21 protein-coding genes are annotated in these 26,941 nt (G+C 69.0%); 11 read left to right on the forward strand and 10 right to left on the reverse strand.

The window, feature by feature from the left end:
• Window positions 1–100: 100 nt before the first annotated feature.
• Both ACFZDK_RS10705 and ACFZDK_RS10710 read right to left on the reverse strand, forming a co-directional pair.
• Window positions 101–1,486, reverse strand: a complete 1,386-nt coding sequence (locus tag ACFZDK_RS10705; RefSeq protein ID WP_390971670.1) for a serine hydrolase — start codon at window positions 1,484–1,486, stop codon at window positions 101–103.
• A gap of 37 nt (window positions 1,487–1,523) precedes the next feature.
• A complete protein-coding gene (locus tag ACFZDK_RS10710; RefSeq protein WP_390971671.1) occupies window positions 1,524–2,228 on the reverse strand; it encodes a TetR family transcriptional regulator in 705 nt (234 codons plus the stop codon).
• A 135-nt stretch (window positions 2,229–2,363) separates the two neighbouring features.
• Here ACFZDK_RS10710 and ACFZDK_RS10715 point away from each other — a divergent pair, with 135 nt between their 5' ends.
• The gene (locus ACFZDK_RS10715; protein ID WP_390971672.1) at window positions 2,364–3,497 is read left to right on the forward strand and encodes an FAD-dependent monooxygenase; all 1,134 of its coding nucleotides are present in this window, start codon (window positions 2,364–2,366) and stop codon (window positions 3,495–3,497) included.
• A 33-nt stretch (window positions 3,498–3,530) separates the two neighbouring features.
• Here ACFZDK_RS10715 and dnaB read toward each other — a convergent pair whose 3' ends face one another.
• Complete coding sequence (gene dnaB / locus ACFZDK_RS10720) at window positions 3,531–5,003, reverse strand: replicative DNA helicase (RefSeq protein WP_390971673.1); 1,473 nt, start codon at window positions 5,001–5,003, stop codon at window positions 3,531–3,533.
• A gap of 459 nt (window positions 5,004–5,462) precedes the next feature.
• Here dnaB and ACFZDK_RS10725 point away from each other — a divergent pair, with 459 nt between their 5' ends.
• Window positions 5,463–6,800 (forward strand): MATE family efflux transporter, encoded by a 1,338-nt coding sequence (locus ACFZDK_RS10725; protein ID WP_390971674.1) that lies wholly within the window; start codon window positions 5,463–5,465, stop codon window positions 6,798–6,800.
• A 182-nt stretch (window positions 6,801–6,982) separates the two neighbouring features.
• Here ACFZDK_RS10725 and rplI read toward each other — a convergent pair whose 3' ends face one another.
• The 4 genes from rplI to rpsF form a co-directional block, all read right to left on the reverse strand.
• Complete coding sequence (gene rplI / locus ACFZDK_RS10730; RefSeq protein WP_123975742.1) at window positions 6,983–7,429, reverse strand: 50S ribosomal protein L9; 447 nt, start codon at window positions 7,427–7,429, stop codon at window positions 6,983–6,985.
• Between the two features lie 18 nt (window positions 7,430–7,447).
• Entirely contained in the window at window positions 7,448–7,684 is a 237-nt protein-coding gene (gene rpsR / locus ACFZDK_RS10735) for a 30S ribosomal protein S18 (RefSeq protein ID WP_006381652.1), read from the reverse strand.
• 64 nt (window positions 7,685–7,748) lie between these two features.
• Window positions 7,749–8,327: a single-stranded DNA-binding protein gene (locus ACFZDK_RS10740; protein ID WP_390971675.1), complete on the reverse strand. Its 579-nt coding sequence runs from the start codon at window positions 8,325–8,327 to the stop codon at window positions 7,749–7,751.
• 73 nt (window positions 8,328–8,400) lie between these two features.
• Entirely contained in the window at window positions 8,401–8,691 is a 291-nt protein-coding gene (gene rpsF / locus ACFZDK_RS10745; RefSeq protein WP_093500872.1) for a 30S ribosomal protein S6, read from the reverse strand.
• Window positions 8,692–8,955: 264 nt separating this feature from the next.
• Between rpsF and ACFZDK_RS10750 the strand changes: the two genes are divergently transcribed.
• From ACFZDK_RS10750 to ACFZDK_RS10760, 3 genes are all read left to right on the forward strand, one after another.
• Window positions 8,956–9,258 carry a hypothetical protein gene (locus tag ACFZDK_RS10750; RefSeq protein ID WP_355712520.1) on the forward strand — a complete coding sequence of 101 codons (303 nt, stop codon included), beginning with the start codon at window positions 8,956–8,958 and terminating at the stop codon, window positions 9,256–9,258.
• Between the two features lie 165 nt (window positions 9,259–9,423).
• The gene (gene femX / locus ACFZDK_RS10755; RefSeq protein ID WP_355712518.1) at window positions 9,424–10,545 is read left to right on the forward strand and encodes a peptidoglycan bridge formation glycyltransferase FemX; all 1,122 of its coding nucleotides are present in this window, start codon (window positions 9,424–9,426) and stop codon (window positions 10,543–10,545) included.
• Window positions 10,546–10,611: 66 nt separating this feature from the next.
• Window positions 10,612–11,643, forward strand: a complete 1,032-nt coding sequence (locus ACFZDK_RS10760; RefSeq protein ID WP_362580675.1) for an alanine racemase — start codon at window positions 10,612–10,614, stop codon at window positions 11,641–11,643.
• 88 nt (window positions 11,644–11,731) lie between these two features.
• Here the strand turns inward: ACFZDK_RS10760 and ACFZDK_RS10765 are convergent, their stop codons facing one another.
• Window positions 11,732–13,231: a glycosyltransferase 87 family protein gene (locus tag ACFZDK_RS10765; protein ID WP_390971676.1), complete on the reverse strand. Its 1,500-nt coding sequence runs from the start codon at window positions 13,229–13,231 to the stop codon at window positions 11,732–11,734.
• A gap of 131 nt (window positions 13,232–13,362) precedes the next feature.
• Window positions 13,363–16,005: a transglycosylase domain-containing protein gene (locus ACFZDK_RS10770; protein WP_390971677.1), complete on the reverse strand. Its 2,643-nt coding sequence runs from the start codon at window positions 16,003–16,005 to the stop codon at window positions 13,363–13,365.
• 363 nt (window positions 16,006–16,368) lie between these two features.
• Here ACFZDK_RS10770 and ACFZDK_RS10775 point away from each other — a divergent pair, with 363 nt between their 5' ends.
• The 4 genes from ACFZDK_RS10775 to ACFZDK_RS10790 all read left to right on the forward strand — a co-directional run bounded on the left by ACFZDK_RS10775 (window position 16,369) and on the right by ACFZDK_RS10790 (window position 20,226).
• On the forward strand, window positions 16,369–17,052 hold the full coding sequence (locus ACFZDK_RS10775) for a helix-turn-helix transcriptional regulator (RefSeq protein WP_390971678.1): 684 nt from the start codon (window positions 16,369–16,371) through the stop codon (window positions 17,050–17,052).
• A gap of 43 nt (window positions 17,053–17,095) precedes the next feature.
• Complete coding sequence (locus ACFZDK_RS10780; protein WP_355712508.1) at window positions 17,096–18,178, forward strand: inositol-3-phosphate synthase; 1,083 nt, start codon at window positions 17,096–17,098, stop codon at window positions 18,176–18,178.
• Between the two features lie 133 nt (window positions 18,179–18,311).
• Window positions 18,312–19,574 carry an MFS transporter gene (locus ACFZDK_RS10785; protein WP_390971680.1) on the forward strand — a complete coding sequence of 421 codons (1,263 nt, stop codon included), beginning with the start codon at window positions 18,312–18,314 and terminating at the stop codon, window positions 19,572–19,574.
• A 118-nt stretch (window positions 19,575–19,692) separates the two neighbouring features.
• Window positions 19,693–20,226, forward strand: coding sequence for a hypothetical protein (locus ACFZDK_RS10790; RefSeq protein WP_390971681.1), 534 nt, complete (start codon window positions 19,693–19,695; stop codon window positions 20,224–20,226).
• A 117-nt stretch (window positions 20,227–20,343) separates the two neighbouring features.
• Here the strand turns inward: ACFZDK_RS10790 and ACFZDK_RS10795 are convergent, their stop codons facing one another.
• A complete protein-coding gene (locus ACFZDK_RS10795; protein ID WP_390971682.1) occupies window positions 20,344–21,786 on the reverse strand; it encodes a CCA tRNA nucleotidyltransferase in 1,443 nt (480 codons plus the stop codon).
• A 286-nt stretch (window positions 21,787–22,072) separates the two neighbouring features.
• Between ACFZDK_RS10795 and ACFZDK_RS10800 the strand changes: the two genes are divergently transcribed.
• Together ACFZDK_RS10800 and murJ are read left to right on the forward strand one after the other, a co-directional pair.
• Window positions 22,073–24,469 carry a DUF6049 family protein gene (locus tag ACFZDK_RS10800; protein ID WP_390971683.1) on the forward strand — a complete coding sequence of 799 codons (2,397 nt, stop codon included), beginning with the start codon at window positions 22,073–22,075 and terminating at the stop codon, window positions 24,467–24,469.
• Window positions 24,470–24,515: 46 nt separating this feature from the next.
• The gene (murJ, locus tag ACFZDK_RS10805; protein ID WP_390971685.1) at window positions 24,516–26,825 is read left to right on the forward strand and encodes a murein biosynthesis integral membrane protein MurJ; all 2,310 of its coding nucleotides are present in this window, start codon (window positions 24,516–24,518) and stop codon (window positions 26,823–26,825) included.
• Window positions 26,826–26,941 lie beyond the last annotated feature (116 nt).

A 26,941-nucleotide genomic window follows, 5' to 3' on the forward strand; every position in this document is an offset into this window, starting at 1 on the left:
CACCGGGGCTCCGCCGGTGCCCACAACGATCTCTCTCCCCCGTGGGGGGGGGGGGGTTTTTTTCCCCACCACCCCCCCCCCCCCCCACCCTCGTCGACCGTCAGTCGATCCCCCGCCACCCCTCGGGGTCCACTCCGCCGGGCACGGAAGACGCGTCCTCGTACGGCTGACGCGTGAACACGAACGATCCGAGGTCCAGGTGGCTCACGCTGCCGTCCGGGCGTCGTACGGGCCGTAGAAGCTCTCCGGCGTAGTACCCCTCCAGACCGGTCCAGGTGCCGTCACCGTCGGCCCGGAAGCGCGCACGGCGGCCGGCGCCCGACAGCGGCCCCAGCGAGACCAGCCCGTCGGCCGTCACCCGCAGCGCGAAGGCATGGGTGCCCCAGTACCACTGACCCGCCAGCTCCAGGGCGGACGGATCGACCTGGGCCAGAGGGCGCCAGGGCTCGGGGATGCGCGGCTCGGCCTCCGCGACGATTCGGACGAGGTCGGCGCCGACGGAGGACAGCAGCGGGCCGGAGGTGCAGTTCGCCAGGACCACGGCCGCCACGTCGTCGTCCACGCTGATGGTGAGGTTGGCCAGGAAGCCGGGCAGTGAGCCGGAGTGCCCGACGAGCAGCCTGCCGTCCCGGCGCTGGATCTGCATGCCGAGGCCGTAGGTAGAGCCGTCCAGAACGTCGGCGGGCTCGGCGGGAGCAGACGGGGTGCGCATCTCCCGCACCGACTCGGCACTCAGCACCCGGTCGTCGCCGGCCGCCAGGAACACGGCGAAGCGGGCCAGGTCGCCGGTGGTCGACCAAAGCTGCCCCGCGGACGCCATCCGGCCGAGGTCCTCCAGCGGCTCCGGGAGCATCGCGTCGGCCCAGGGGTGCACCGCCCAGCCGCCGGCGTGCGGCGCCTGCGGCTGGGCGCTCGTGCGGTCCAGGCCCAGCGGTCCGAGGACCTCCCGCCGGAGCACCTCCTCCCAGGAGGCACCGCGGAGTTCCTCGACGAGTGCGCCGAGCAGGGTGTAGCCGGGGTTGGAGTAGTGGAACCGGCGGCCGACGGGGTGCAGGAGGGACTGTTCGCCGAGGACATCGCTCAGCTCCGGCCGCAGCGAGCCCGGGGTGCGCTCCCACCACGGCGCGGGCGACTCGGCCGCCAGTCCGCCGGTGTGCGCGAGGAGTTCGGCGATGGTCGCCTCCCCCGCGCCGGTGCCCGGCAGGTGCTTCTCCAGCGGGTCGCCGAGGTCGAGCAGCCCCTCGTCGCGCAACCGGAGCACCAGAACGGCCGTGAAGGTCTTGGTGATCGAGCCGATCCGGTACTGCACGTTCTGGTCCGGTCCGTGCCCGTCCACCGAGGTCCGCGCCCCGTGCCAGACGGCCCGCCCGCCCCGCACGACCGCCGCCACCAGTGACGGCGCCCGCCCTTCGGCCTGGGCCACGGCGATGCGATGCAGCAGCGCCCGTCGGGTCGCGGGGAGCAGCTCTTCCTGGGATGTCGTCATGTGCCCAGTCCACCCGGTGGGCGGACCGGCGTCGAGTTCATTTCGACGGCGGTGGCCAGGCGCCGCCGGCCGACTGCCGGCGAGCGGTGATCCCGGCGAGGATGAGGTCGATGCCCGCGACGAACTCGGCTCGGTCGTCGTGGTCGGGCAGCCTGCCGGCGATGCTCCGGGTGAACCCGTACTGGTCGGGGTCGAGCTGCGCCCATTCGGTCGCCACGGCCTCGAGGAACTCGGCGCGGTTCGTGTCCGGCCGGAGGGTCATGGTGTTGACGGCGTTCTGGCCGGCGACTCCGAGGATGTAGTTCAGCAACGCGGACGCCGCGGTGAACTGGGCGGCCTCGGGCACATGGAGCGCCTGCACCTGGCGTCCGATGCGTTCGAAGACGCCCAGCATCGGCGACTGCCACGAAGTGCGGGCGAGCTGTGCGCCGACCCACGGGTGGACGTCGATCGCGTCGAACACTCCGAGCGCGAGGTCACGGATCGCCTCCTGGGGCGTCGCGTCGGTGTCGTCGTCGGCGATGGTGGCGACGACGGCCTCGGTGGCGGCGGCCAGGAGTTCGGCCTTGCCCGTGACGTGCCAGTAGATCGCCCCCGGGCCGGTCGCGAGGTGTTCCGCCAGGACCCGGAAGGTGAGACCGCTCTCGCCCACGGTGTCGAGGAGTTCGACGGCCGCGCCGACGATGCGCTCGCGGGAGAGCGGTTCCTGCCGTCGTTCCGGACGACGCGCCTTCGTTGCCATGCGGCCATTCTAGGCACCGTGGAACACCGTTCCACCTTGACAACCTCTGGAACTTCGTTCCATCGTGGACGCGCTGGAACACCGTTCCAGAGGCCTGGCGCCCGCCCGGCCGTCCATGGTCAGGAAGGAACCACCATGACCACTCCGGTCACGATCATCGGCGCGGGGCTCGGAGGACTGACGCTCGCCCGGGTCCTGCACGTCCACGGCATCCCGGCCACCGTCTACGAGGCGGACGCCTCTCCGGCGGCCCGTGCGCAGGGCGGGATGCTCGACATCCACGACCACAACGGACAGGTCGCTCTCCGGGCCGCCGGTCTGATGGAGGAATTCCGCGGCATCGTCCTGGAGGGCCGCCAGGCGATGCGGATCCTGGACCGGGACGGGACGGTCCTGCACGAAGAGGCCGACGACGGTACGGGCGGCCGCCCCGAAGCCCTGCGCGGCGAACTGCGGCGGATCCTGCTCGCATCGCTCCCGGCCGACACCGTCCGGTGGGGCCACAGGGTCACCGGCACCCGCTCCCTCGGTGCGGGCCGCCACGAGGTGACCTTCGAGAACGGCACCACCATCGACACGGAACTCCTGGTCGGCGCGGACGGCGCGTGGTCACGGGTCCGGCCGCTGCTGTCCACCGCCACACCCCGGTACGCCGGCAGGTCTTCCGTCGAGACCTACCTGTTCGACGGCGACACCCGGCACCCCGCCGGCGCGAAGGCCGTCGGCGGCGGGGCGCTCTTCGCACTCGCGCCGAACCAGGGGATCCTGGCGCACCGGGAGAGCGGCGGCACCCTGCACGCCTATGTGGCGCTGTGCAAGCCGCAGGACTGGTTCGACGCCATCGACTTCGGCGACGCCGCCGCGGCCACGGCGCGGATCGCCGCGGAGTTCGACGGCTGGGCGCCGGAACTCACCGCCCTGATCACCGACACCGACACTCCGCCGCGGCTGCGCCCGCACCACACCCTGCCCACCGAGCACCGCTGGGAGCGGGTGCCCGGGGTGACGCTCATCGGCGACGCCGCCCACCTCACCGCCCCCAACGGCGAGGGCGCCAACCTCGCCATGCTCGACGGCGCCGAACTCGGCCAGGCCCTCGCCGCACACCCCGACGACATCGAGACCGCCCTCGCCGAGTTCGAGCAGGCCATGTTCCCGCGCAGCGCCGAGGCCGCCGTCGACGGCGACGACCTCCACGAAGTCCTCCTCGGCGACGGCGCCCCGCACCACTTCGTCAGCCTCTTCACCGGCCACGGTCAGGCCGGGTGAGCGACGGCGCCGAGCGGCCGGGGCCGCTCGGGATCAGGTCTGCGCCATGTCCACGAAACGGGAGTAGTGGCCCTGGAAGGCCACGGTGATCGTCGCCGTCGGACCGTTTCGGTGCTTGCCGACGATGATGTCCGCCTCGCCCGCGCGCGGTGACTCCTTCTCGTAGGCGTCCTCGCGGTGAAGCAGGATGACCATGTCCGCGTCCTGCTCGATGGAGCCGGACTCACGCAGGTCGGACACCATCGGTTTCTTGTCGGTGCGCTGCTCGGGACCACGGTTCAGCTGCGAGAGCGCGATCACCGGGACCTCCAGCTCCTTGGCAAGCAGCTTGAGGTTTCGGGACATGTCCGAGACCTCCTGCTGACGGCTCTCGGAGCGCTTGCCGCCGGACTGCATCAGCTGCAGATAGTCGATGATCACGAGCTTGATGTCGTTGCGCTGCTTGAGCCGGCGGCACTTGGCGCGGATCTCCATCATCGACAGGTTCGGCGAGTCGTCGATGTAGAGCGGGGCGGCCGAGACGTCCGGCATCCGGCGGGCCAGCCGGGTCCAGTCCTCGTCGGTCATCGTGCCGGAGCGCATGTGGTGCAGGGCGACCCGGGCCTCGGCGGACAGCAGACGCATCGCGATCTCGTTGCGGCCCATTTCGAGGGAGAAGATGACGCTGGGCAGGTTGTTCTTGATGGAGGCGGCCCGGGCGAAGTCCAGCGCGAGGGTCGACTTGCCCATGGCGGGACGTGCGGCGATGACGATCATCTGGCCCGGGTGCAGACCGTTGGTGAGCGAGTCCAGGTCCGTGAAGCCGGTGGGCACACCCGTCATCTCGCCGGTGCGGGAGCCGATCGCCTCGATCTCGTCGAGGGCGCCCTCCATGATGTCGCCGAGCGGCAGGTAGTCCTCGCTGGTCCGCTGCTCGGTGACGGCGTAGATCTCCGCCTGGGCACTGTTGACGATCTCGTCGATGTCGCCGTCGGCCGCGTATCCCATCTGCGTGATGCGCGTGCCGGCCTCGACCAGGCGGCGCAGCACCGCCCGCTCGTGGACGATCTCCGCGTAGTACTCGGCGTTCGCCGCCGTCGGCACCGTCTGGACGAGGGTGTGCAGATAGGAGGCGCCGCCGACCTTGTTGATCTCGCCGCGCTTGGTGAGCTCGGCGGCGATGGTGATGGGGTCGGCCGGCTCGCCCTTGGCGTAGACGTCGAGGATCGCCTGGTAGATCGTCTCGTGCGCGGGCTTGTAGAAGTCGTGGCCCTTGAGGATCTCGACGACGTCGGCGATGGCGTCCTTGGAGAGCAGCATGCCGCCGAGCACGGACTGTTCGGCGTCCAGGTCCTGCGGGGGAACCCGCTCGAAGGTGGCGCCGCCCTCCCAGTCGCCGTTCTCCCGGCCTCGGTCGTGCCGGTCGTCCCGGCCTCGGCCGCCCTCACCGCGCCGGCGGGAGGCGGGCAGACGATCACTGGGACCGGCTTCGGCCCACGGATCGTCCAAGGGCTCGGAAATGCTCACCGAGCCACCTCCTCCCGTCCGCCCGGCGGACCTCGCCGTGCCCTCTTTTCTACGGCACGGCACTGACAACTGGGTCGCCTTGTTCCGGTTCTGGACGCGTCGGTTTTGTGAGGTTTCCGAGGCCGTGAGAAGGAGTGGGCGCCGGACCACGTTAGGCCCGCGGGCACCGTCAGCCAATCTGGTTATCCACAGGCCATGTGGACGACGGCCCGTATGCTGTGGAGAACCCGCCAAAACCTGTGCACGACGCGGTGGACAGCCCTGTGAACAAGCCCTCGATCTCCGCCCACGAGCGGCCCTGACCTGCACCTTTCCCGTCCACCGGCTGTGCAGAAGAAAAACTTTCCCGGTCGGACCAAGATCGCCTCGAACGGTGCGCGAAAGCACGGCCCCTACACGCATCAGTAAGGGTCATTGAGCAATTGCATCTCTTACCTGTGGACGATTAGATTAGCGCCCATGCCACAGGCTCCCGCGATCCCCCAGGCCACTCGACGGCGGCACGACCGAGAGATCGTCACGCTGGCCGTCCCGGCCTTCGGCGCCCTCGTCGCCGAGCCGCTTTTCGTCATGGCCGACAGCGCGATCGTCGGCCATCTCGGCACCGCGCAGCTCGCCGGTCTCGGGGTCGCCTCGGCCCTCCTCACCACCGCCGTGAGCGTCTTCGTCTTCCTCGCCTACGCCACCACGGCGGCCGTCGCCCGCCGAGTCGGTGCCGGCGATCTCCAGGCGGCCATCCGTCAGGGCATGGACGGCATCTGGCTGGCGCTGCTGCTCGGCGCCGGCGTCATCGCCGTCGTCCTGCCCCTGGCCCCGGGCATCGTGGAGCTCTTCGGTGCGTCAGCCACCGCGGCTCCCTATGCGACGACCTACCTGCGGATCTCCTCGCTCGGCATCCCGGCCATGCTGGTGGTGCTCGCCGCCACCGGCGTCCTGCGCGGCCTGCAGAACACACGGACCCCGTTGTACGTCGCCGTCGCGGGCTTCCTCGCCAACGCCGGACTCAACGCGGCACTTGTCTACGGAGCCGGACTGGGCATCGCCGGCTCCGCCTGGGGCACCGTCATCGCCCAGTGCGCGATGGCGGCGGTCTATTTGATCGTCGTCGTCCGTGGTGCCCGCAGGCATGGAGCGTCCCTGCGCCCCGACGCGGCCGGGATACGGGCCTCGGCACAGGCCGGTGCGCCGCTGCTCGTCCGGACGCTCTCCCTGCGCGCCATCCTCATGATCGCCACAGCGGTGGCGGCCCGGCTGGGCGATGCCGACATCGCCGCCCACCAGATCGTGCTGTCGCTGTGGAGCCTGATGGCCTTCGCCCTGGACGCGATCGCGATCGCCGGACAGTCCATCATCGGTCGCTATCTCGGCGCGGAAGACGCCGAGGGCGCCCGCGAGGCCTGCCGACGCATGGTCCAGTGGGGCATCGCCACCGGAGTGGCTCTGGGCCTGCTGGTGGTGGCCGCCCGACCGCTCTTCCTCCCGCTGTTCACCAGCGACCCCGCCGTGACGGACACCGCACTGCCCGCGCTGCTCATCGTGGCGCTCTCCCAGCCGATCTCCGGTGCGGTGTTCGTCCTCGACGGAGTCCTCATGGGTGCCGGAGACGGGCCGTATCTCGCCGGCGCCATGGTCGTGACCCTTGCGGTCTTCACGCCGGTGGCTCTGCTCGTTCCCGTCCTCGGCGGTGGGCTCACGGCACTCTGGGGCGCCATGACACTGATGATGGCCGTGCGGATGGCCACCCTGTGGCTGCGAGCCCGCTCGGGTCGGTGGATCGTGACAGGCGCAACGCGCTGACGGATGCGCTCAGCCGGTGGTTTCACGTGAAACATCGGGGGCTGTCACGTTTCACGTGAAACACCCTCAGCTCCACATCGCCGTCGGCAGGCCGGACACCGAACCGCCGCAGGCCAAGCAAAAGGGGCCGCACCCATGAAGGGTGCGGCCCCTTTCAGCTACTGCTCAAGCCGAGCGCAGCGTCAGGCCGCGACGACCTCGATGTTGACCGTGGCGGCAACCTCGGGGTGCAGACGCACGGACGTCGCGTGGGCGCCCAGGGTCTTGATCGCCGAGGCGACCTCGATGCGGCGCTTGTCGACCTCGGGGCCACCGGCAGCCTTGATCGCCGAAGCGATGTCGGCCTGGGTGACGGAACCGAAGAGGCGACCGGCGTCGCCGGCACGCACGGCCAGGCGGACCTTGACGCCCTCGAGCTGGGCCTTCACCTGGTTGGCCTGCTCGATGGTCTGGATCTCGTGGATCTTGCGAGCACGACGGATCTGCTCCACGTCCTTCTCGCCACCCTTGGTCCAGCGGATAGCGAACTTCCGCGGGATCAGGTAGTTGCGAGCGTAGCCGTCCTTGACGTCGACGACGTCGCCGGCGGCACCGAGGCCAGAGACCTCGTGGGTGAGGATGATCTTCATGTTTCGGTCACCCTTCCCTTAGCGCGCGGTGGACGTGTAGGGCAGCAGCGCCATCTCACGGCTGTTCTTGACGGCCGTGGCGACGTCACGCTGGTGCTGCGTGCAGTTGCCGGTCACGCGGCGGGCACGGATCTTGCCGCGGTCGGAAATGAACTTCCGCAGCATGTTCGTGTCCTTGTAGTCCACGTACTGGACCTTGTCCTTGCAGAAAGCGCAGACCTTCTTCTTCGGCTTGCGCACAGGCGGCTTCGCCATGATGTTTCTCCTGTGTGATCAAGAAGTGGGGATGCGAGCCCTTGGCTCTTCGGGCCTGTGGCCCTTAGAACGGGGGCTCGTCCGAGTAGCCGCCACCGCCGCCGCTGCTGCCGCCGGAGCCGCCGCCCCAACCGCCGCCGCCCTGGTTGCCGCCGCCGGCAGGAGCGCTGGAGGCCCAGGGGTCGTCGTTGGGAGCGCCGCCCTGCTGGCCGCCACCGGGGCCGCCGCCCCAGCCGCCGCCACCCTGGCCGCCACCGCCACCGCGACCGCCCTGACCGCCGGCGGTCTTGGTGACCTTGGCCGTGGCGCTTCGCAGGCTGGCGCCGACTTCCTCGACGTCCAGTTCGTAGACCGTGCGCTTGACACCCTCACGGTCCTCGTAGGACCGCTGCTTCAGCCGGCCCTGCACGATGACGCGCATGCCTCGCTGGAGCGACTCGGCGACGTTCTCCGCCGCCTGCCGCCAGACCGAGCAGGTGAGGAAGAGGCTTTCGCCGTCCTTCCACTCGTTCGTCTGGCGGTCGAAGGTGCGGGGAGTGGACGCGACGCGGAACTTCGCGACCGCCGCACCGGACGGGGTGAAGCGCAGCTCGGGGTCGTCGACAAGATTGCCGACGACCGTGATGACGGTCTCGCCTGCCATGGGGAACCTCTCGGCGGGTTTGCTGCTGGCTGCTTGCTGCTTCTCGAAACCCGAGATCAGCTGAGCGGGAAGCTCAGTGGGTCTCGGGGCGGAGGACCTTGGTCCGGAGGACCGACTCGTTCAGGTTCATCTGGCGGTCGAGCTCCTTGACGACCACAGGCTCGGCCTGCAGGTCGATGACCGAGTAGATGCCCTCGGGCTTCTTCTTGATCTCGTACGAGAGACGACGACGGCCCCAGGTGTCGACCTTCTCCACCTTGCCGTTGCCCTCACGGACGACGGAGAGGAAGTTCTCGATCAGGGGGGCGACAGCGCGCTCCTCCAGATCGGGGTCGAGGATGACCATCACCTCGTAGTGACGCATGTGGAACCCACCTCCTTTGGACTCAGCGGCCACGGTCGTTCCGTGGCAGGAGGGTTGTGATGCGTACGCAACGGTATCGGCCGCCACGGACATTCGGGGGGTTCCCTCGGGATCCCCTGCCGTGGCCTGGGCAGACACCGGTGCAGACGGTACAGAGTACCCGCACACGTGCTTCCGGTTGAAATCCGGTGGCCGGGCCCCTCAATCTGTACACATCGGGTGTGTACGGCGCTACGATGCGCCGCCTTCCGCAGGAGGTGCCCTATGGCACAGGCATTGCGACCCAACACCGCCGGATCCCTGTTCGCCACGGACGGCAAGCCCCATCCGCTCCAGGACTCACTGATGGCAGTGACGCTGGTGCTCGGGCTGGTCGCCTTCTTCACCTCGTTCTTCCACAGCCTGCACCTGCTCAGCTCCTGGACCGGCCTGATCGGCATCCTCACCGGTCTGTACGGGCAGTGGATCTCGATCACCACGCGCGAGCGCTTCGGTCTGATCCTGGGTCTCGGTGCCGCGGGCGTCGGCTTCTTCATCGGTATGGCGCACGGCGGGCTGTTCGGGTAGCCGTCCGACACCTCCCGCAGCACAGCGGAACGTCCCGGCCTTTCGAGGGCCGGGACGTTGGTGCCGTACGCCCGGTCGGGCCGCGGGCAAGGCGCAGTAGGCTTCGGCGCGAGAGCCGGAGCCCCTGTACCCATGGGGACACACCAGCCCGAGGAGCGCCCCGACATGAGTCTGACCCTGAGGACCATCAGCCGCGAACAGCATCTGGCCTACATCCAGAGCCTGCCGGCGGCTAGCCACATGCAGGTCCCGGCCTGGGCAGATGTCAAGGCGGAGTGGCGTTCGGAGAACCTCGGCTGGTTCGACGAGCGCACCGGCGAGATGGTCGGCGCCGGCCTGGTGCTGTACCGCCAGCTGCCCAAGATCAAGCGCTACCTCGCCTATCTGCCCGAGGGCCCGGTCATCAACTGGTTCGCGCCTAATCTCGACGAGTGGATCCAGCCGATGCTGGCCCACCTCAAGCAGCAGGGCGCGTTCTCGGTGAAGATGGGCCCGCCGGTGATCATCCGGCGCTGGGAGGCCAACTCCATCAAGGCCGGCATCCAGAACCCGGACGTGAAGCGGCTGCGCGACATCGAGGCCGACTTCATCGAGCCGCGCGCTTTCGAGGTGGCCGACAAGCTGCGCCGGATGGGCTGGCAGCAGGGCGAGGACGGCGGCGCCGGCTTCGGCGACGTCCAGCCGCGCTACGTCTACCAGGTGCCGCTGGCCAACCGTTCCCTGGAAGACGTCCACAAGAACTTCAACCAGCTGTGGCGACGCAACATCAAGAAGGCCGAGAAGGCCGGCGTCGAGGTCGTCCAGGGCGGCTACCAGGACCTGGCGGAGTGGCAGCGGCTGTACGAGATCACGGCCGTGCGCGACCACTTCCGGCCGCGCCCGCTCTCGTACTTCCAGCGCATGTGGACGGCCCTCAACACCGAGGACCCGAACCGGATGCGGCTGTACTTCGCCCGGCACAACGGGGTCAACCTGTCCGCGGCGACCATGCTGATCGTCGGCGGCCACGTCTGGTACTCCTACGGCGCCTCCGACAACATCGGCCGCGAGGTGCGGCCCTCGAACGCCATGCAGTGGCGGATGCTGCGCGACGCCTACGCGCTCGGCGCCACCGTCTACGACCTGCGCGGCATCTCGGACTCGCTGGACGAGACGGACCACCTCTTCGGTCTGATCCAGTTCAAGGTCGGCACGGGCGGCCAGGCCGCCGAGTACCTCGGCGAGTGGGACTTCCCGCTGAACAAGCTGCTCCACAAGGCTCTCGACATCTACATGTCGCGCCGCTGACGTCACGCTCCGTGCTTCTATAGCCCTGACACACCCCAGCCATCCAGAGAGGTACCAGGTCCGGCCATGGCGCTCACGCTCTACGTCGACACCGCGCGCTGGCGGGCGCACCACAAGCACGTGCAGGAGCAGTTCCCGGGCCTGGTCCCGGTCTGCAAGGGCAACGGCTACGGCTTCGGGCACGAACGCCTGGCGGAGGAGGCCACGCGTCTGGGCTCGGACATCCTCGCCGTCGGCACGACGTACGAGGCCGCGCGCATCAAGGACTGGTTCGGCGGCGACCTGCTGGTGCTGACGCCCTACCGGCGCGGCGAGGAGCCCGTTCCGCTGCCCGACCGGGTCATCCGGTCGGTGTCCTCGATCGACGGCGTGTACGGCCTGGTGGGCGCCCGTGTGGTCATCGAGGTGATGTCCACGATGAAGCGGCACGGCATCAGCGAGCAGGATCTGCCACAGCTGCACTCGGCCATAGAGAACGTCCGCCTGGAGGGCTTCGCCATCCATCTGCCGCTGGACCGCACCGACGGCTCGGACGCGGTCGAGGAGGTCATCGGCTGGATGGACCGGCTCCGCGCGGCCCGGCTGCCGCTGCACACCATGTTCGTCAGCCACCTCAAGGCCGACGAACTGGCCCGGCTGCAGCAGCAGTTCCCGCAGACCCGCTTCCGGGCCCGGATCGGCACCCGGCTGTGGCTGGGGGACCACGACGCCACCGAGTACCGGGGGGCGGTCCTGGACGTCACCCGCGTCGCCAAGGGCGACCGGTTCGGCTACCGGCAGCAGAAGGCGGCCTCGGACGGCTACCTGGTGGTCGTGGCGGGCGGTACGTCGCACGGGGTGGGCCTGGAGGCCCCGAAGGCCCTGCACGGCGTCATGCCGCGCGCCAAGGGCGTCGCACGGGCCGGTCTGGCCACGGTGAACCGGAACCTTTCTCCGTTCGTCTGGGGCGGCAAGCAGCGCTGGTTCGCGGAGCCTCCGCACATGCAGGTGTCGATCCTCTTCGTGCCGACGGACGCCCCGGAGCCCAAGGTGGGCGAGGAGCTGGTGGCCCATCTGCGGCACACCACCACCCAGTTCGACCGCATCGTGGACCGCTGACGGTCCCCGGAACGCCGAAAGGGCCGTACACGGACTCCGTGTACGGCCCTTTCCCGCTCCAGGAGCCAGGCTGTTCAGGGCTGTTCGCTCAGAGCGAACCGTCCTCGGAGGATCCGCTTCCCCATTCCACCTGCGGCCCCTCGAAGTGGGCGGCGTGGCGCGGGAGACGGGTGGCCCCGCCGAGCACGAAGACGTCCTCCGCGCCGTCCAGCACCCCGCCCGAGGGGTCGTCGTCACCGGAGCGGCGCACCACGTCCCGTTCGGGCATGAGGATGTCGCGTACGACCATCGCGCACAGGTAGAGCGTGCCCAGCAGGTGCACGGCGATCGCCCAGTGGTAGCCGTGGGTCGGCAGGCCCTTGTGGGCGTCTCCACTGGTCGTGTACGCGAGGTACATCCAGATCCCCAGGAAGTACGCCACCTCGCACGCCTGCCAGATCAGGAAGTCCCGCCACTTGGGCCGGGCGAGGACGGCCAGCGGCACCAGCCACAGGACGTACTGCGGGGAGTAGACCTTGTTGGTGAGGATGAAGGCCGCCACCACCAGAAAGGCCAGCTGGGCGAAGCGCGGCCGGCGCGGGGCGGTCAGCGACAGGGCTGCGATACCCACGAAACAGAGCAGCACCAGGACCATGGCCGCGCTGTTCACGAAGTCAGTGGACGGCGGGGTGGTCGTGTTCTGGGCCCAGATCAGCCAGAAGGACCCGAAGTCGACGCCCCGCTCCTGGCTGAACGTGTAGAACTTCGACCAGCCGTCGAAGGCGAAGATCATCACCGGCAGGTTCACGACGAGCCAGGCGGCCGCCGCGCCGCCGAAGGCGACGAAGAACTCCCGCCATTTGCCCGCGCGCCAGCACAGCAGGAACAGCGGCCCCAGCAAGAACACGGGATACAGCTTGGCGGCCGTGGCAAGGCCCAGGAGGACGCCGAAGGCGAGGGGACGGCTCCGGGACCACATCAGCATCGCCGCGGCCGTCAGAGCGACCGCCAGGAGGTCCCAGTTGATGGTGGCGGTCAGCGCGAAGGCGGGCGCCAGGGCGACCAGCAGACCGTCCCAGGGGCGCCGACGGTGCGTACGGACCACGCACACCGCGATGACGGCGGCGCACACCATCAGCATCCCGGCGTTGACGAACCAGTACACCTGCTCCTGGAGCTGGATGCTGCCGCTGCCCGGTGTGAGCCATGCGGCGACCTCCATGAACACACCGGTCAGCACCGGGTATTCGAGGTAGTCCATGTCGCCCGGGAGCTTGTCGAAGTACGGCACCAGACCGTCGGCGAAGCCCCGCCCCTGGTAGAGGTGCGGAATGTCCGAGTAGCAGGCGTGGGTGTACTGGGAACTCGCGCCGAAGAACCAGGCGCCGTTGTAGCAGGGCGCCTTCTGGATCAGGCCCAGGGCGAACATGCCGATCGCCACGAGGACCACCACCCGTAGCGGCGTCCACCAGGACGTCCCGAGCAGCGCACGCCGCCCGATGGGGCCACCGATCAGCTCACTCCCGGCCGCGGCGACCGCGTCTTCCCTGGTCGGCCGCACCGGCTCCGGCTCGCGCACGCTCACGGGCGTCGTCTCTGCACTGGGCATGGGGCCCATCCTGCCGTACCTCTCTAGGAATACGCCGAGGGCCGCCGCACCTCGTCGGGTGCGGCGGCCCATGTTTCACGTGAAACACACTACGGCGGGCGAAACGGTCACCTACCGGTCAGGCCTCGCGGCTAGCCGGTCGATCCGCCGAAGAGATTCCCTCCGCCGTTGGCATTGCCTCTGGTGTTGCCTTCGCCGGTTGTCTCCGTGGCCGTCGGCGAGGACGTGGTACCGGAGGTGCTGCCGGTGTCACCGCCGTCAGTCGAGCAGTTCCAGGCGAACTGGCAGGTCTCGGTCGCACTGGGCGACGGCGAGGTGGCCGTCTCGCTGGGCGTGACGCTCGGCGTCTCACTGGGCGTCTCGCTCGGCGTGATGCTGATGGTCGGAGTCGGGGAGGGAGCCCCCGCCTCGTCCGCGACCTCACCGATCTTGGTCGCGTCGGGGAAGCCCAGATCGTTGCTGTTCTTCAGCGCGGCCTGCATGTACTCGGTCCACACCGAGGTCGGGATGTCACCACCGTGGATGGACTCCACGCCGGCCGTACCGTTCATGGAGAGCAGCTCGGCGTCCTTCGGGTTCTCACGGAACATCGCCACCGACGTCGCCAGCTGCCGGGTGTAGCCGACGAACCAGGCCGACTTGTTGCTGTCGGTGGTACCGGTCTTGCCCGCCGCCGTACGGCCCAGGGCCTTGGCGTTGGTACCCGTACCGTTCTGGATCACGTTCTCCAGCGTGTCCGTGACGTTGTTCGCCACGTTCGAGGGCATCGCCGTGGTCACCTTCGGCTTGCTGAACCCGCTCAGCGGCTGGCCGTCCTGCTTGACCGCGGTCACCGAGTACGGGTCCGTGTGCTTGCCCGAGGCCGCGAAGGTCGCGTAGGCGTCGGCCATGCGGATCGCGCTCGGGGTGGAGGTACCGATGGCGAACGACGGGTTCAGGTCCTGCGACATGCTGTCGGGCAGGATTCCCGACGCCTGGGCCACGTTCCGCACCTTCGTCATACCGACATCCACGCCGAGCTGCACGAACGGCGTGTTGATCGACTGCTCCATCGCCTTGCGCAGGGAGATGTAGCCCCAGGCGTGGTCGCTCTCGTTCCTCTGCCGGAAGATCGAGTTGTCCTTGTTCAGGTAGTACGTACCGTCGGGCCGCTGCACCTTCAGGTTGTCGTTGCCGTTGTACTTGCTCAGCGGCGACACCCCGACACCGTCGGTCTTGTACGTCCCGTACTCCATGGCCGCGGCCAGCACGAACGGCTTCCACGTCGAACCGACGGGGACACCGGAGGTGTCGGCGTTGTTGGTGAAGTGGTTGTTCTCGTAGCCGGCGCCGCCGTACAGGGCGACGATCGCGCCGTCGTTGGGCACCACCGAGGCGGCACCGAACTGGACGTACTTGTCCTTCTCCCGGTTCTTCGGATCCAGCCGCGCCTTCTGGACCTTCTGCACGGCCGCGGTCAGCGCGTTGACCTTGTTCTTCTGGAAGGTCGTGTAGATCTGGAAGCCGCCCTTGTCGAACTGCGCCTCCGTGATGTTGGAGTGCGCGAGGACGTACTTCTTGGCCGTGTCGGCGAGGTAGCTGATCTGGCCGGTCATGCCCTTGGTCGCCTTGCGCCCCTGGGGCAAGGGGTACTTCTTGATGGCCTGCTGGTACTGGGTGTCGGTGAGGTGCTGGTCCTTGTGCATCTCCTCGAGGATCCAGGCCCAGCGTTCATGGGAGCGCTTGTAGTTGGCGTCCTTGGTGGCCGCGGGATCGATGTCCGTGTTGCCTGCGGGGTCGTAGTAGGTCGCGCCCTTGAGCAGCGAGGCCAGGACCGCGCACTGGCTCGGGGTGAGGTCCTTCGCGTCCACGCCGTAGTAGGTCTGGGCGGCGGCCTGGATGCCGTACGCGCCACGACCGAAGTACGAGGTGTTCAGGTAGCCCTGCAGGATCTGCTGCTTGGTGAGCTTGGTGCCCACCTTGATGGAGATGAACATCTCCTTGAACTTCCGGCTTACGGTCTGGTCCTGGCTGAGGTAGGTGTTCTTGACGAACTGCTGGGTGATCGTCGAACCACCCTGCGTCTCACCACCCCGGGCCATGTTGACCAGGGCACGGGCGATACCCATGGGGTCGACGCCCGAGTCCGAGTAGAAGCTCTTGTTCTCGGCCGAGATCACCGCATCCTGCATGGCCTCGGGGATCTGGTCGATCGTGACGTTCTGCCGGTTCGCACCCTCACCCGTCGCGACCATCTGATCGCCGTTGGACCAGTAGTAGACGTTGTTCTGGGACTTGGCCGCGTCGTTCTCGTTGGGGATGGTCACCATGGCGTAGCTGACGCCGACCAGCGCCACCAGGCTGCCGAAGAAGGTGATGCACAGCCCGGAGACGAGCTTCCAGGAGGGGACCCAGCGGCGCCAGCCGAACCGGTTGGCTCTGGGGTAGTCGATCAGACGCTTTTTGCCGGGCGCCGACGACGCCCGGCCTCTGCCTCGTCCGGGCCCGGCAGGACCTCCCGGGCCACGGCTCCCGTTGTCGGGCGCTCTGCGGCGGCCTCCCGTGCTTCTCTGCGCCGCCCGGCGTGCGTCTGCACGACTGCCGTAGGGGCGCTCTTCACCACCCGAGCCTCGGGAGTCCGACCCGTAGGAACGGGACCCATAGGAGTCGGAAGGAGACCCGGTGGCGCCTCGCGGTGCCGCACGGCGGCCGGAGGTCGGGTCGGACTGGCCGCGTCGGGCCGCGGCACGTCCGCCTCCCTGCGGCTGCGGCGGTTTGCGACGGTGCTCGCTCATCGAACGATTACTCCTCGGGCAGGCGCACCCGTGCGCGCCTGGAAACGGCGGCTGGTTTCCGGTCCCCCCGAAGTACGGATGTGGTCGGTCCTGCATTCACCCGTACTGCACCGGGGACAGGGACGCCCCCCAGGCGTCACGTGGTTCCCGGTGGTTTGCATGCCGCACAGACTACGCACCGCCAAAACCCGCCGAGCCCCGAAGTTCACACCAAATCAGGCAAGTTGCCTCCTGCGAATCGGTGATGTGATCCCGTTCACCGTCGTTCCTCTTGTCGCACGGGTCAGCCCGATCTATCGTCGGGATGTATCGAGTCGATACATCAGAACGAGATAAGCGAGACGCGGACGAGAGGAGGCGACCATGAGCCGGCGCTCCGGCATCCTTGAGTTCGCCGTACTCGGCCTGCTCCGCGAGTCCCCGATGCACGGCTATGAGCTGCGGAAACGGCTGAACACCTCACTGGGTGTGTTCCGTGCGTTCAGCTACGGGACGCTCTACCCCTGCCTCAAGACGCTGGTCGCCAGCGGCTGGTTGATCGAGGAACCGGGGAACACCGCCGAGGACGCCCTCGCCGCGCCGCTCTCCGGCCGCCGCGCCAAGATCGTCTACCGGTTGACGGCGGAAGGTAAGGAGCACTTCGAGGAGCTCCTCTCCCAGACCGGCCCCGACGCGTACGAGGACGAGCACTTCGCCGCCCGGTTCGCCTTCTTCGGGCAGACCTCGCGCGATGTGCGGATGCGCGTGCTGGAGGGCCGTCGCAGCCGGCTGGAGGAGCGCCTGGAGAAGATGCGCGCCTCGCTGGCACGCACCCGGGAGCGCCTCGACGACTACACGCTTGAGCTCCAGCGCCACGGGATGGAGTCCGTGGAGCGCGAAGTGCGCTGGCTGAACGAGCTCATCGAGAGCGAGCGGGCCGGACGGGACCTGAAGGGTCCCGCCTCCGGGGGGTCCGCTCAGCAGAACACCACCAATGGAACGCCGGGCGTCCTGCCCCGGTCCGGGGATTCCCTCCGGCCGGATACGCCCGGCGACACCGCCACGTGAGACCCGTTCAGGGCCTCACTCGTACACACAGGGAGCAACCGGAATGGGTTCGGTTCGCGTAGCCATCGTCGGCGTGGGCAACTGTGCCGCGTCGCTGGTGCAGGGAGTCGAGTACTACAAGGACGCCGACCCGGCGTCCAAGGTCCCCGGCCTGATGCATGTCCAGTTCGGCGACTACCACGTCAAGGACATCGAGTTCGTCGCCGCCTTCGACGTGGACGCCAAGAAGGTCGGCCTCGACCTGGCGGACGCCATCGGCGCCTCCGAGAACAACACCATCAAGATCTGCGACGTCCCGAACACCGGTGTGAAGGTACGGCGCGGCCACACCCTGGACGGTCTCGGTAAGTACTACCGCGAGACCATCGAGGAGTCCGCGGCCGAGCCGGTCGACGTCGTGAAGATCCTCAAGAAGAAGCAGGTCGACGTCCTCGTCTGCTACCTGCCCGTCGGCTCCGAGGAAGCGGCGAAGTTCTACGCCCAGTGCGCCATCGACGCCAAGGTCGCCTTCGTCAACGCCCTCCCGGTCTTCATCGCCGGCACCAAGGAGTGGGCGGACAAGTTCACCGAGGCCGGTGTCCCGATCGTCGGTGACGACATCAAGTCGCAGGTCGGCGCCACCATCACGCACCGCGTCATGGCGAAGCTGTTCGAGGACCGGGGTGTCGTCCTGGACCGCACGATGCAGCTGAACGTCGGCGGCAACATGGACTTCAAGAACATGCTCGAGCGGGACCGCCTCGAGTCCAAGAAGATCTCCAAGACGCAGGCCGTCACCTCCCAGATCCCCGACCGGGACCTCGGTGAGAAGAACGTCCACATCGGCCCGTCCGACTACGTGGCCTGGCTCGACGACCGCAAGTGGGCCTACGTCCGCCTCGAGGGCCGCGCCTTCGGTGACGTCCCGTTGAACCTGGAGTACAAGCTCGAGGTCTGGGACTCCCCGAACTCCGCGGGTGTCATCATCGACGCCCTGCGCGCCGCGAAGATCGCCAAGGACCGCGGTATCGGCGGCCCGATCCTCTCCGCGTCGAGCTACTTCATGAAGTCCCCGCCGGTCCAGTACTTCGACGACGAGGCCCGCGAGAACGTGGAGAAGTTCATCCGCGGCGACGTCGAGCGATAGCTCGACCCAACACCGCACGCTGAGGGTCTGAAGCTCGCCACAAATCGCTCCTGCCAGGGCTGTGAGGGTCCCCGGGTCACCCGACCCGGGGACCCTTCCCCTATGTGCGGTCCCCTATGTGAGGCTGTGCCCCATGCCTGTCGTCCGCGACCTGCGTGTCCTGCTTCGCCTGCGGAACTTCCGCCGTCTGCTCGCCGTGCGCCTGCTCTCCCAGGGCGCCGACGGCGTCTACCAGGTCGCGCTCGCCGCCTACGTCGTCTTCTCCCCGGAGAAGCAGACCTCACCGGCCGCGATCGCCTCGGCCATGGCGGTCCTGCTCCTCCCGTACTCCCTCGTGGGCCCCTTCGCGGGTGTCCTGCTGGACCGCTGGCGCCGCCGCCAGGTCTTCCTCTACGGCAATCTGCTGCGGGCGCTGCTGGCCGCGGTCACCGCCGTGCTGATGATCAGCCACGTCCCCGACTGGCTCTTCTACGTCTCCGCCCTGTGTGTCACGGCCGTCAACCGCTTCGTCCTTTCGGGTCTGTCCGCCGCGCTCCCGCGCGTGGTCGACACCGACCGGCTGGTGCTGGCCAATTCGCTGTCCCCGACCGCCGGAACCCTCGCCGCGACGGCCGGCGGCGGTCTCGCCTTCGCCGTCCGGTTGCTGGCCTCGGACTCCGATGCCGCGGTGGTGCTGCTGGGTGCCGCGCTGTATCTGGCCGCGGCGCTCACCTCCCTGACCATGGCTCCGGGGCTCCTCGGCCCCGACCGGCATCCGGCGCGGCCAAGCCTGGGTACGGCCGTGATCACCACGGCTCGTGACCTGCTGGAGGCGATACGGCACCTCGCCGCGCCCCGACGGCGTGAGGCGGTCTGGGCGCTGCTCACGATGACCGCGATGCGCTTCTGCTACGGCGCACTGCTCGTCCTGGTGCTGATGCTGTGCCGCTACGCCCTCTCCTCCGACCCGGACGAGGGACTCGGTCTGCTGGGGGTGGCACTGGGGATCTCCGGCGCGGGCTTCTTCGCCGCGGCCGTGGTGACACCTTGGGCCGCGGGGCGGCTCGGCCCCGGGCGCTGGATCGTCGTCTGCGCCGCGTCCGGCGCCGTACTGGAGCCTGCCCTGGGTCTCCCTTTCACGACCGGCCCCATGCTCGTCGCCGCCTTCGTCCTGGGACTCGTCACCCAGGGCGCGAAGATCGCCACGGACACCATCGTGCAATCGTCGGTCGACGACGCCTTCCGCGGCCGGATCTTCTCCGTGTACGACGTTCTCTTCAACGTCGCCTTCGTCGGAGCCGCCGGCGTCGCCGCCCTGATGCTCCCGCCGGACGGCCGCTCCGCCGCCCTCGTCATCACGGTCGCCCTGATCTACGCGGCGGTTGCTGGGGCTATGGACCGCTTTGAACGCCGCTGAGGGTTACAGCGGCGTCACGGAATGCCGCCTGCTCACAGCAGTGTCAGTGGCAACAGCTAACTTACGCGGGTCTTAACTCGCGCATTGCGCACTGATGTTCTCCAGGGGGACTTCCATCGTGACAACTCCGCCGCCGCCCCAGGGCCAGGTTCCGTACCCGCCGCAGGGCGGCTACCCGCAGCAGGGGCCGGCACCGTACCCGCAGCAGGCGCAGGCGCCGTACCCGCCCCAGGGACAGCCTCCCTATCCGCCGCAGCCGGGGTTCCCGCAGCAGGGCGGTCCGTACGCGCCGATGCCTCCGCAGCCGCAGCGCAAGCTGCGCCCCAAGACGATCAAGAACATCGTCATCGTCGCGGTCGCCCTGGTCGCGGCCGTCGGCGGCTACCTGGCGAGCCGCAACGACGCCGACACCGCGAAGGTCGGGGACTGCATGCACCGCGGCAGCACCAACGACAGCAACCCGGACCTCGAAGTCGTGGACTGCGGCTCCAGCAAGGCGCAGTACGTGGTCCTGGCCAAGATCGACGGCACTTTCACCAGCACCAGCGCCCAGATCTCCTGCGAGACCAAGGCCAAGGACTTCCAGTACGCCTACATGGAGACGAAGAGTAGCGATGACTTCCTGCTCTGCCTGAAGGACTACTCGAAGTAAGGAAGCAGCAATGAGGGGCGATGTTTCACGTGAAACATCGCCCCTCATTGCGTCCCGGCACCCCAGCGTCCCGGACGGGGTCATGTTTCACGTGAAACATGACCCCGTTCCACACTCTCAGCCCTGCGCGGCCCACCACTCCTTGAGCGCGGCCACCGCGGCATCGTGCTCCATCGGCCCGTTCTCCAGCCGGAGCTCCAGCATGTGCTTGTAGGCCTGACCGACCTCCGGACCGGGCCGGACTCCCAGGATCTCCATGATCTGGTTGCCGTCGAGGTCCGGACGAATCGCGTCCAGCTCCTCCCGCTCCTGAAGCTCGGCGATGCGCTGCTCCAGGCCGTCGTAGGCGCGGGAGAGGGCCGCGGCCCTGCGCTTGTTGCGGGTGGTGCAGTCGGACCGGGTCAGCTTGTGCAGCCGGTCCAGCAGCGGGCCCGCGTCACGGACATAGCGACGCACCGCCGAGTCCGTCCACTCTCCGGTGCCGTAGCCGTGGAAGCGCAGATGAAGTTCGACCAGCCGTGAGACGTCCTTCACGAGCTCGTTGGAGTACTTCAAGGCCGTCATGCGCTTCTTGGTCATCTTCGCCCCGACCACCTCGTGGTGGTGGAAGGAGACACGGCCGTCCTTCTCGAAACGGCGGGTACGCGGCTTGCCGATGTCATGCAGTAGCGCGGCCAGCCGGAGGGTGAGGTCGGGACCGTTCTCCTCCAGCGCCATCGCCTGTTCCAGGACGATCAGGGTGTGGTCGTAGACGTCCTTGTGCCGGTGGTGCTCGTCGCTCTCCAGACGCAGGGCGGGCAGCTCGGGCAGGACATGGTCGGCCAGGCCGGTGTCGACGAGCAGCGTCAGTCCCTTGCGGGGATGAGCGGAGAGGATCAGCTTGTTCAGCTCATCCCGGATCCGCTCGGCCGAGACGATCTCCAGACGTCCGGCCATGTCCTTCATCGCCGCGACGACCTCGGGGGCGACCTCGAAGTCGAGCTGCGCGGCGAAGCGGGCGGCGCGCATCATCCGCAGCGGGTCGTCCGAGAAGGACTCCTCGGGCGTCCCCGGGGTGCGGAGCGCGCGCAGTGCCAGGTCCTCGAGGCCGCCGTGCGGGTCGATGAACTCCTTCTCCGGCAGGGCCACCGCCATCGCGTTGACCGTGAAGTCACGCCGGACGAGGTCCTCCTCGATGGAGTTCCCGTACGACACCTCCGGCTTGCGCGAGGTGCGGTCGTAGGCCTCGGACCGGTAGGTGGTCACCTCGATCTGGTAGCCGTCCTTCTGTGCCCCGACCGTGCCGAAAGCGATACCGACCTCCCAGAGGGCATCCGCCCAGGGCCGGATGATCTTCAGTACGTCCTCGGGGCGGGCGTCGGTGGTGAAGTCCAGATCGTTGCCGAGCCGGCCCAGCAGCGCGTCCCGGACCGAGCCGCCGACCAGGGCAAGCGAGAACCCGGCCTCCTGGAATCGACGGGCGAGGTCGTCGGCGACGGGCGCCACCCGCAGCAGTTCGCTCACCGCGCGCTGCTGCGCCTGGCTCAGGGCAGTAGGAGTGTCTTCATTGGCGTTCGGCACAACAGAAAAGGGTACGTGGCCCGGGCCGCCCGAAGCGCCGCCATATTCCGGCAGCGGCCCTGTGAAGGCCCTGTAAAAGGAGTGGGACAGCTCACTCCATAACCGCGCAAGAGCAGCGCTCGGCGCCTACAGGAATCCCCTGTCGATACTGAAACATAGGGGACGGGCCGATGTTCTTTCCCGATCTTGTGGAGCAGACCGCGGCACTTCCGTTCAGCGCACCTCGTTACCATGCGTGGACGCACATTCCGACGACCACTGACGACGACTAGGGACGGACGAGCGCGTGGCCGAGGCGGCAGACTTCCAGGGGACGCCCTCACCTGCCCGCCGCTGGCTGCGGCGCACCGGGGCACTGCTCGCCGGCGCACCCCTGCTGGCCGGACTGATGCAGCTGCCGGCCGCGGCGCCGGCCCAGGCGGCCGGCTCGGACACGGTGTCCGTCGCCCTGGACTCGCTCAGCCCCAGCGCCCCCAGCGACGGGGACACGCTGACCGTCTCCGGCACGGTGACCAACAACGGCAAGCAGGCCGTCACGGACGCCCATGTGGGCCTGCGGGTGGGTGGGCTGCTCAGCACGCGGTCGGCGATCGACACGGCCGCCCAGCACTCCGACGACCTCCAGACGAGCCTGGGTACCGAGGTCGGCGACAAGTACGCCGAGGACTTCGACTCACTCTCCCCAGGGGTCGCCGAGCACTTCAGCGTCTCCGTACCGGTCGACAAACTCGATCTCGGCCAGGACGGCGTCTACCAGTTCGGCGTCTCGGTGTCCGGCCAGACCTCCGCACAGCAGTGGGACCAGGTGCTCGGCATCCAGCGGACGTTCCTGCCGTGGCAGTCCTCCGAGGCCGACACGAAGACGAAGACGACGTATCTCTGGCCGCTGATCTCCACCGTCCATGTGACGGCACGGACGGGCGCGGGCGAGTTGCAGACGCCGGTCTTCCTCAACGACGACCTCGCCAAGGAGATCTCTCCCGGCGGCCGGCTGGCGCAGATGCTGGCGCTCGGCAAGGACCTGGACGTCACCTGGGTGATCGACCCGGACCTGCTGGCCTCCGTCGACGCGATGACCCGCAACTACCGGATCCAGGGCGCCGGCGACAGCACCACGGCCGGCACCCATCAGGCGGTGGCCAAGCAGTTCCTGTCCGACCTGCAGGACGCGGTGGCGGACAGGGAGGTCGTGGCTCTCCCCTTCGCCGACCCGGACCTGGCCTCCCTCGCCCACAACGGCACCAGCGTGACCGGCTCGCTCAGCCACCTCAAGGACGCCACCGACGTCGCCGCGACCACCGTGAGGACCGTGCTGCACGTCACAGCCGACACGGACTTCGCGTGGCCCGTGGAGGGCGCCGTCGACCCGTCGATCATCAAGGTCGCCACCTCGGCGGGCGCCGACAAGGTGATCGCCCGCAGCGACAGCCTCCAGGAGACCGGCGGGCTGACCTACACGCCCTCGGCGGCGCGTCCGATCGGTGGCGGCACGACGGCGGTGGTCGCGGACGCACGGCTGTCCACGGCGTTCGAGGGCGATCTCACCAACGCCGACTCGGCCGTTCTCTCCGTGCAGAAGTTCCTCGCCCAGAGCCTGGCGCTGAACACCCAGACCGGCAAGCAGCGCAGCATCGTCATCGCCCCGCAGCGGATGCCGTCGGCGAGCCAGGCCCAGGCGATGGCGACGGCGATCACCGCGCTGCAGGACGGCAACTGGTCGCAGTTCCAGGACCTCGCTTCGGCCGCGAAGGACAAGCCCGACCCGGGCGCCACCACGAAGATCCCGTCGTCGTCGGCCTACCCGTCCTCGCTGCGCAAGCAGGAGCTGCCCCGGACGGCCTTCGAGCAGATCGCCCGCACCCAGGACAAGCTCGACAACTTCCAGGTGATCCTCACTGACGAGTCCCGGGTGGTGACCCCCTTCGGGCGGGCCATAAACCGCGAGATGTCCACGTCGTGGCGGGGCCACGGCAGCGAGGCGGACACCTTCCGCACGGGCGTGGAGACCTGGCTCGACGACCTCATCGGCCAGGTCAAGCTGATCGACAAGTCCGAGACCAAGCTCTCCGGCCGCAGCGCCACCATCCCGGTCACGGTCCAGAACAACCTCGTCCAGGGCGTCGACCACCTCGTCCTGCGGCTCACCTCGTCGATGCCCACGCGACTGGAGATCGGCGGCAAGCCCTACTACGAGCAGCCCGTCGAGGTCTCCGGCGGTCACAGCCAGTCCGTGAAGTTCTCCACCTCGGCCAATGCCAACGGCCGGGTGGAGGTCACCGCCCAGCTCTACACCGAGGACGGCCAGGAGTACGGCGACCCGGTCAAGTTCGACGTCAAGGTCACCGAGGTCACCCCCACCGTGATGCTGGTCATCGGCGGCGGTGTGCTGCTGCTGGTACTCGCCGGCTTCCGGATGTACACGCACCGCAAGCGGGCGACCGCCCGCCAGGCCGAGGAGAGCGACGGTCCCGACGAGGCCGGCGCCGCCCCGGACGCCCCCGAGTCCGACGGACCCGAGGGCACCGACGAGCCCGAGAACCGCGACACTCGTGACGATCGTCTCCCGCAGGAGTCCGCGGCCCGGTCCGGGGAAGAGGACCCGGAGCAGCCGAGTGACCCGACACCGGACACCGCACCGGAAAGCGCCGACCCGTCGGAAACGGGTGAGAGAGTGGACCGTTGAGCGATGTCGTGGCCGGTGTGGCCCGGGACGATGAGGTGGGGTAACCATGAACGCGCCGTACGACGGTGAACGCGGCCAGGGCGCGGCCGGTTCGGGCTACCCCGAGCCGCCGCCGGAGCCCGGCCAGGTCCCGCCGCAGCACGCGGCTGACATGTACCTCCAGGACGCCTACGACCAGGACCCCTACCGGGCACAGGACCTCTCCGCCCAGGACCCGGTCGCGGAGGCGCTCTACGACCGCGCCGCGCACCCCCCGCCGCCCCCGGGCACCTACCCGCAGCAGCCGCTGTACGGGCAGCCCGCCCAGTCCCCTTACGCCCCCGACCCGCACGTGTGGGCCCAGACCCCGGCGCCCGAGCCGGAGCGCCCGGCCCAGTACCTGCCATACGGCGACGACCCGCGCACGACCCAGTTCGTGGGCGTGGACGACCTGGTCACGCACTCCGGCGAGGAGCGCCACGAACCGGACGCCTTCGCGCACCTCTTCCGGGACCAGCAGCAGGGCGGCTACCGCGATCCACAGCAGGGCGGCGGACGTCTGCCGTCCGAGCCCCCGTCGGTGCCGGGCCCGGCCGGCGCCCCCGCCGGTCCCTCCCCGGCGCCGCAGTACCGGTCTCCGGCCCCGACACCCGCGGCCGACCAGACCCTGAACCTCGGCGCCGCACCCGTGGCACCCCCGGCACCCGCCCGGACCGAGACCCCGGCGGCCGCGCCCGCGAAGAAGGGCGGGAAAGCCACGGGGCTGCTGAAGTCCAGTGCCGTGATGGCGGCCGGCACGATGGTCTCCCGCCTCACCGGTTTCGTCCGCTCCGCGCTGATCGTCTCCGCGCTCGGCGTGGGTCTGCTCGGTGACACGTTCCAGGTCGCCTACCAGCTGCCGACGATGATCTACATCCTGACCGTCGGCGGCGGCCTCAACTCCGTGTTCGTGCCGCAGCTGGTGCGGGCCATGAAGGAGGACGAGGACGGCGGCGAGGCGTTCGCCAACCGGCTGCTGACCCTCGTGATGGTGGCGCTGGGCCTGCTCACCGCGGCCACCATCGCGGCCGCGCCCTTCCTCATCCGCCTGCTGTCCGACTCGGTCGCCAGCGACCCGGCGGCCAACGAGGTCGGCGTCACCTTCGTCCGCTACTTCCTGCCCTCGATCTTCTTCATGGGCATCCACGTGGTGATGGGTCAGATCCTCAACGCGCGGGGCAAGTTCGGCGCGATGATGTGGACCCCGGTCCTCAACAACATCGTCATCATCGTCACCCTCGGCCTGTTCATCTGGGTGTACGGCACCGCCGCCCACTCCGGGATGAAGGTCACGACCATCCCGCCGGAGGGCCAGCGGCTGCTCGGCCTCGGCGTGCTGCTCGGCCTGGTGGTCCAGGCCCTGGCGATGATCCCCTACCTGCGCGAGACCGGGTTCCGGCTGCGGCTGCGCTTCGACTGGAAGGGCCACGGCCTCGGCAAGGCCGCCACCCTCGCCAAGTGGACCGTGCTGTTCGTCCTCGCCAACCAGGCGGGCGCCCTGGTCGTCTCCCAGCTGTCCACCTCGGCCGGCAAGCACTCCCCGGTCGACGGCACCGGTTTCGCCGCCTACGCGAACGCCCAGCTGATCTGGGGCCTGCCGCAGGCCATCATCACGGTCTCCCTGATGGCCGCCCTCCTGCCCCGCATCTCGCGCTCGGCCGCCGAGAACGACGGCGGCGCCGTCCGCGACGACATCTCCCAGGGGCTCAGGACGACCGCCGTCGCGATCGTCCCCATCGCCTTCGGCTTCCTGGCGCTCGGCATCCCGATGTGTACCCTGATCTTCGGTTCCTCGGGCGTCAGCGAGGCCACCAACATGGGCTTCATGCTGATGGCCTTCGCCCTCGGCCTGATCCCCTACTCGGTGCAGTACGTCGTCCTGCGCGCCTTCTACGCGTACGAGGACACCCGCACCCCCTTCTACAACACGGTCATCGTCGCCGCCGTCAACGCGGGCGCCTCGGTCGCCTGTTACCTCCTGCTGCCGGCCCGCTGGGCGGTGGCGGGCATGGCCGCCTCCTACGGGCTGGCCTACGCGATCGGTGTCGGGGTCGCCTGGCGGCGGCTGCGCAAGCGGCTCGGCGGCGACCTGGACGGCACCCGGGTCATCCGCACGTACGCCAGACTGTGCATCGCCTCCGTGCCGGCCGCGCTGCTCAGTGGTGCGGCCTGCTTCGGCATCGGTCACACTCTGGGGCAGGGTGTGATCGGTTCCTTCGCCGCGCTGGTGGTCGGCGGAGCCGTGCTGCTCGGCGTCTTCTATGTCGCCGCGCGCCGCATGCGCATCGAGGAGCTCAACTCCCTCGTGGGTATGGTGCGCGGGCGTCTGGGTCGCTGAAGCGGGGGCAAGCGCACAACCATCGTTCGCCGCCGCGTGTCGTGCATGGCGGGGGACTGTGGGCACAATTGATTTCGGCGTCGGACAGCGTGCAACGGATGGGGAGGCAGGAACGA

The sequence above is a fragment of the Streptomyces sp. NPDC007901 genome (assembly GCF_042959465.1).
Classification (GTDB): Bacteria; Actinomycetota; Actinomycetes; order Streptomycetales; family Streptomycetaceae; genus Streptomyces.

Bases quoted from the DNA above. Each gene is read 5' to 3' on its own strand.
- rpsF (WP_093500872.1), bottom strand. From the start codon at position 8,691: ATGCGTCACTACGAGGTGATGGTCATCCTCGACCCCGATCTGGAGGAG.
- ACFZDK_RS10705 (WP_390971670.1), bottom strand. From the start codon at position 1,486: ATGACGACATCCCAGGAAGAGCTGCTCCCCGCGACCCGACGGGCGCTG.
- ACFZDK_RS10765 (WP_390971676.1), bottom strand. From the start codon at position 13,231: ATGCCCAGTGCAGAGACGACGCCCGTGAGCGTGCGCGAGCCGGAGCCG.
- murJ (WP_390971685.1), top strand. From the start codon at position 24,516: ATGAACGCGCCGTACGACGGTGAACGCGGCCAGGGCGCGGCCGGTTCG.
- rplI (WP_123975742.1), bottom strand. From the start codon at position 7,429: ATGAAGATCATCCTCACCCACGAGGTCTCTGGCCTCGGTGCCGCCGGC.
- rpsR (WP_006381652.1), bottom strand. From the start codon at position 7,684: ATGGCGAAGCCGCCTGTGCGCAAGCCGAAGAAGAAGGTCTGCGCTTTC.
- ACFZDK_RS10785 (WP_390971680.1), top strand. From the start codon at position 18,312: ATGCCTGTCGTCCGCGACCTGCGTGTCCTGCTTCGCCTGCGGAACTTC.
- femX (WP_355712518.1), top strand. From the start codon at position 9,424: ATGAGTCTGACCCTGAGGACCATCAGCCGCGAACAGCATCTGGCCTAC.
- ACFZDK_RS10775 (WP_390971678.1), top strand. From the start codon at position 16,369: ATGAGCCGGCGCTCCGGCATCCTTGAGTTCGCCGTACTCGGCCTGCTC.
- ACFZDK_RS10780 (WP_355712508.1), top strand. From the start codon at position 17,096: ATGGGTTCGGTTCGCGTAGCCATCGTCGGCGTGGGCAACTGTGCCGCG.
- ACFZDK_RS10760 (WP_362580675.1), top strand. From the start codon at position 10,612: ATGGCGCTCACGCTCTACGTCGACACCGCGCGCTGGCGGGCGCACCAC.
- ACFZDK_RS10710 (WP_390971671.1), bottom strand. From the start codon at position 2,228: ATGGCAACGAAGGCGCGTCGTCCGGAACGACGGCAGGAACCGCTCTCC.
- ACFZDK_RS10725 (WP_390971674.1), top strand. From the start codon at position 5,463: ATGCCACAGGCTCCCGCGATCCCCCAGGCCACTCGACGGCGGCACGAC.
- ACFZDK_RS10715 (WP_390971672.1), top strand. From the start codon at position 2,364: ATGACCACTCCGGTCACGATCATCGGCGCGGGGCTCGGAGGACTGACG.
- ACFZDK_RS10750 (WP_355712520.1), top strand. From the start codon at position 8,956: ATGGCACAGGCATTGCGACCCAACACCGCCGGATCCCTGTTCGCCACG.
- ACFZDK_RS10740 (WP_390971675.1), bottom strand. From the start codon at position 8,327: ATGGCAGGCGAGACCGTCATCACGGTCGTCGGCAATCTTGTCGACGAC.
- ACFZDK_RS10770 (WP_390971677.1), bottom strand. From the start codon at position 16,005: ATGAGCGAGCACCGTCGCAAACCGCCGCAGCCGCAGGGAGGCGGACGT.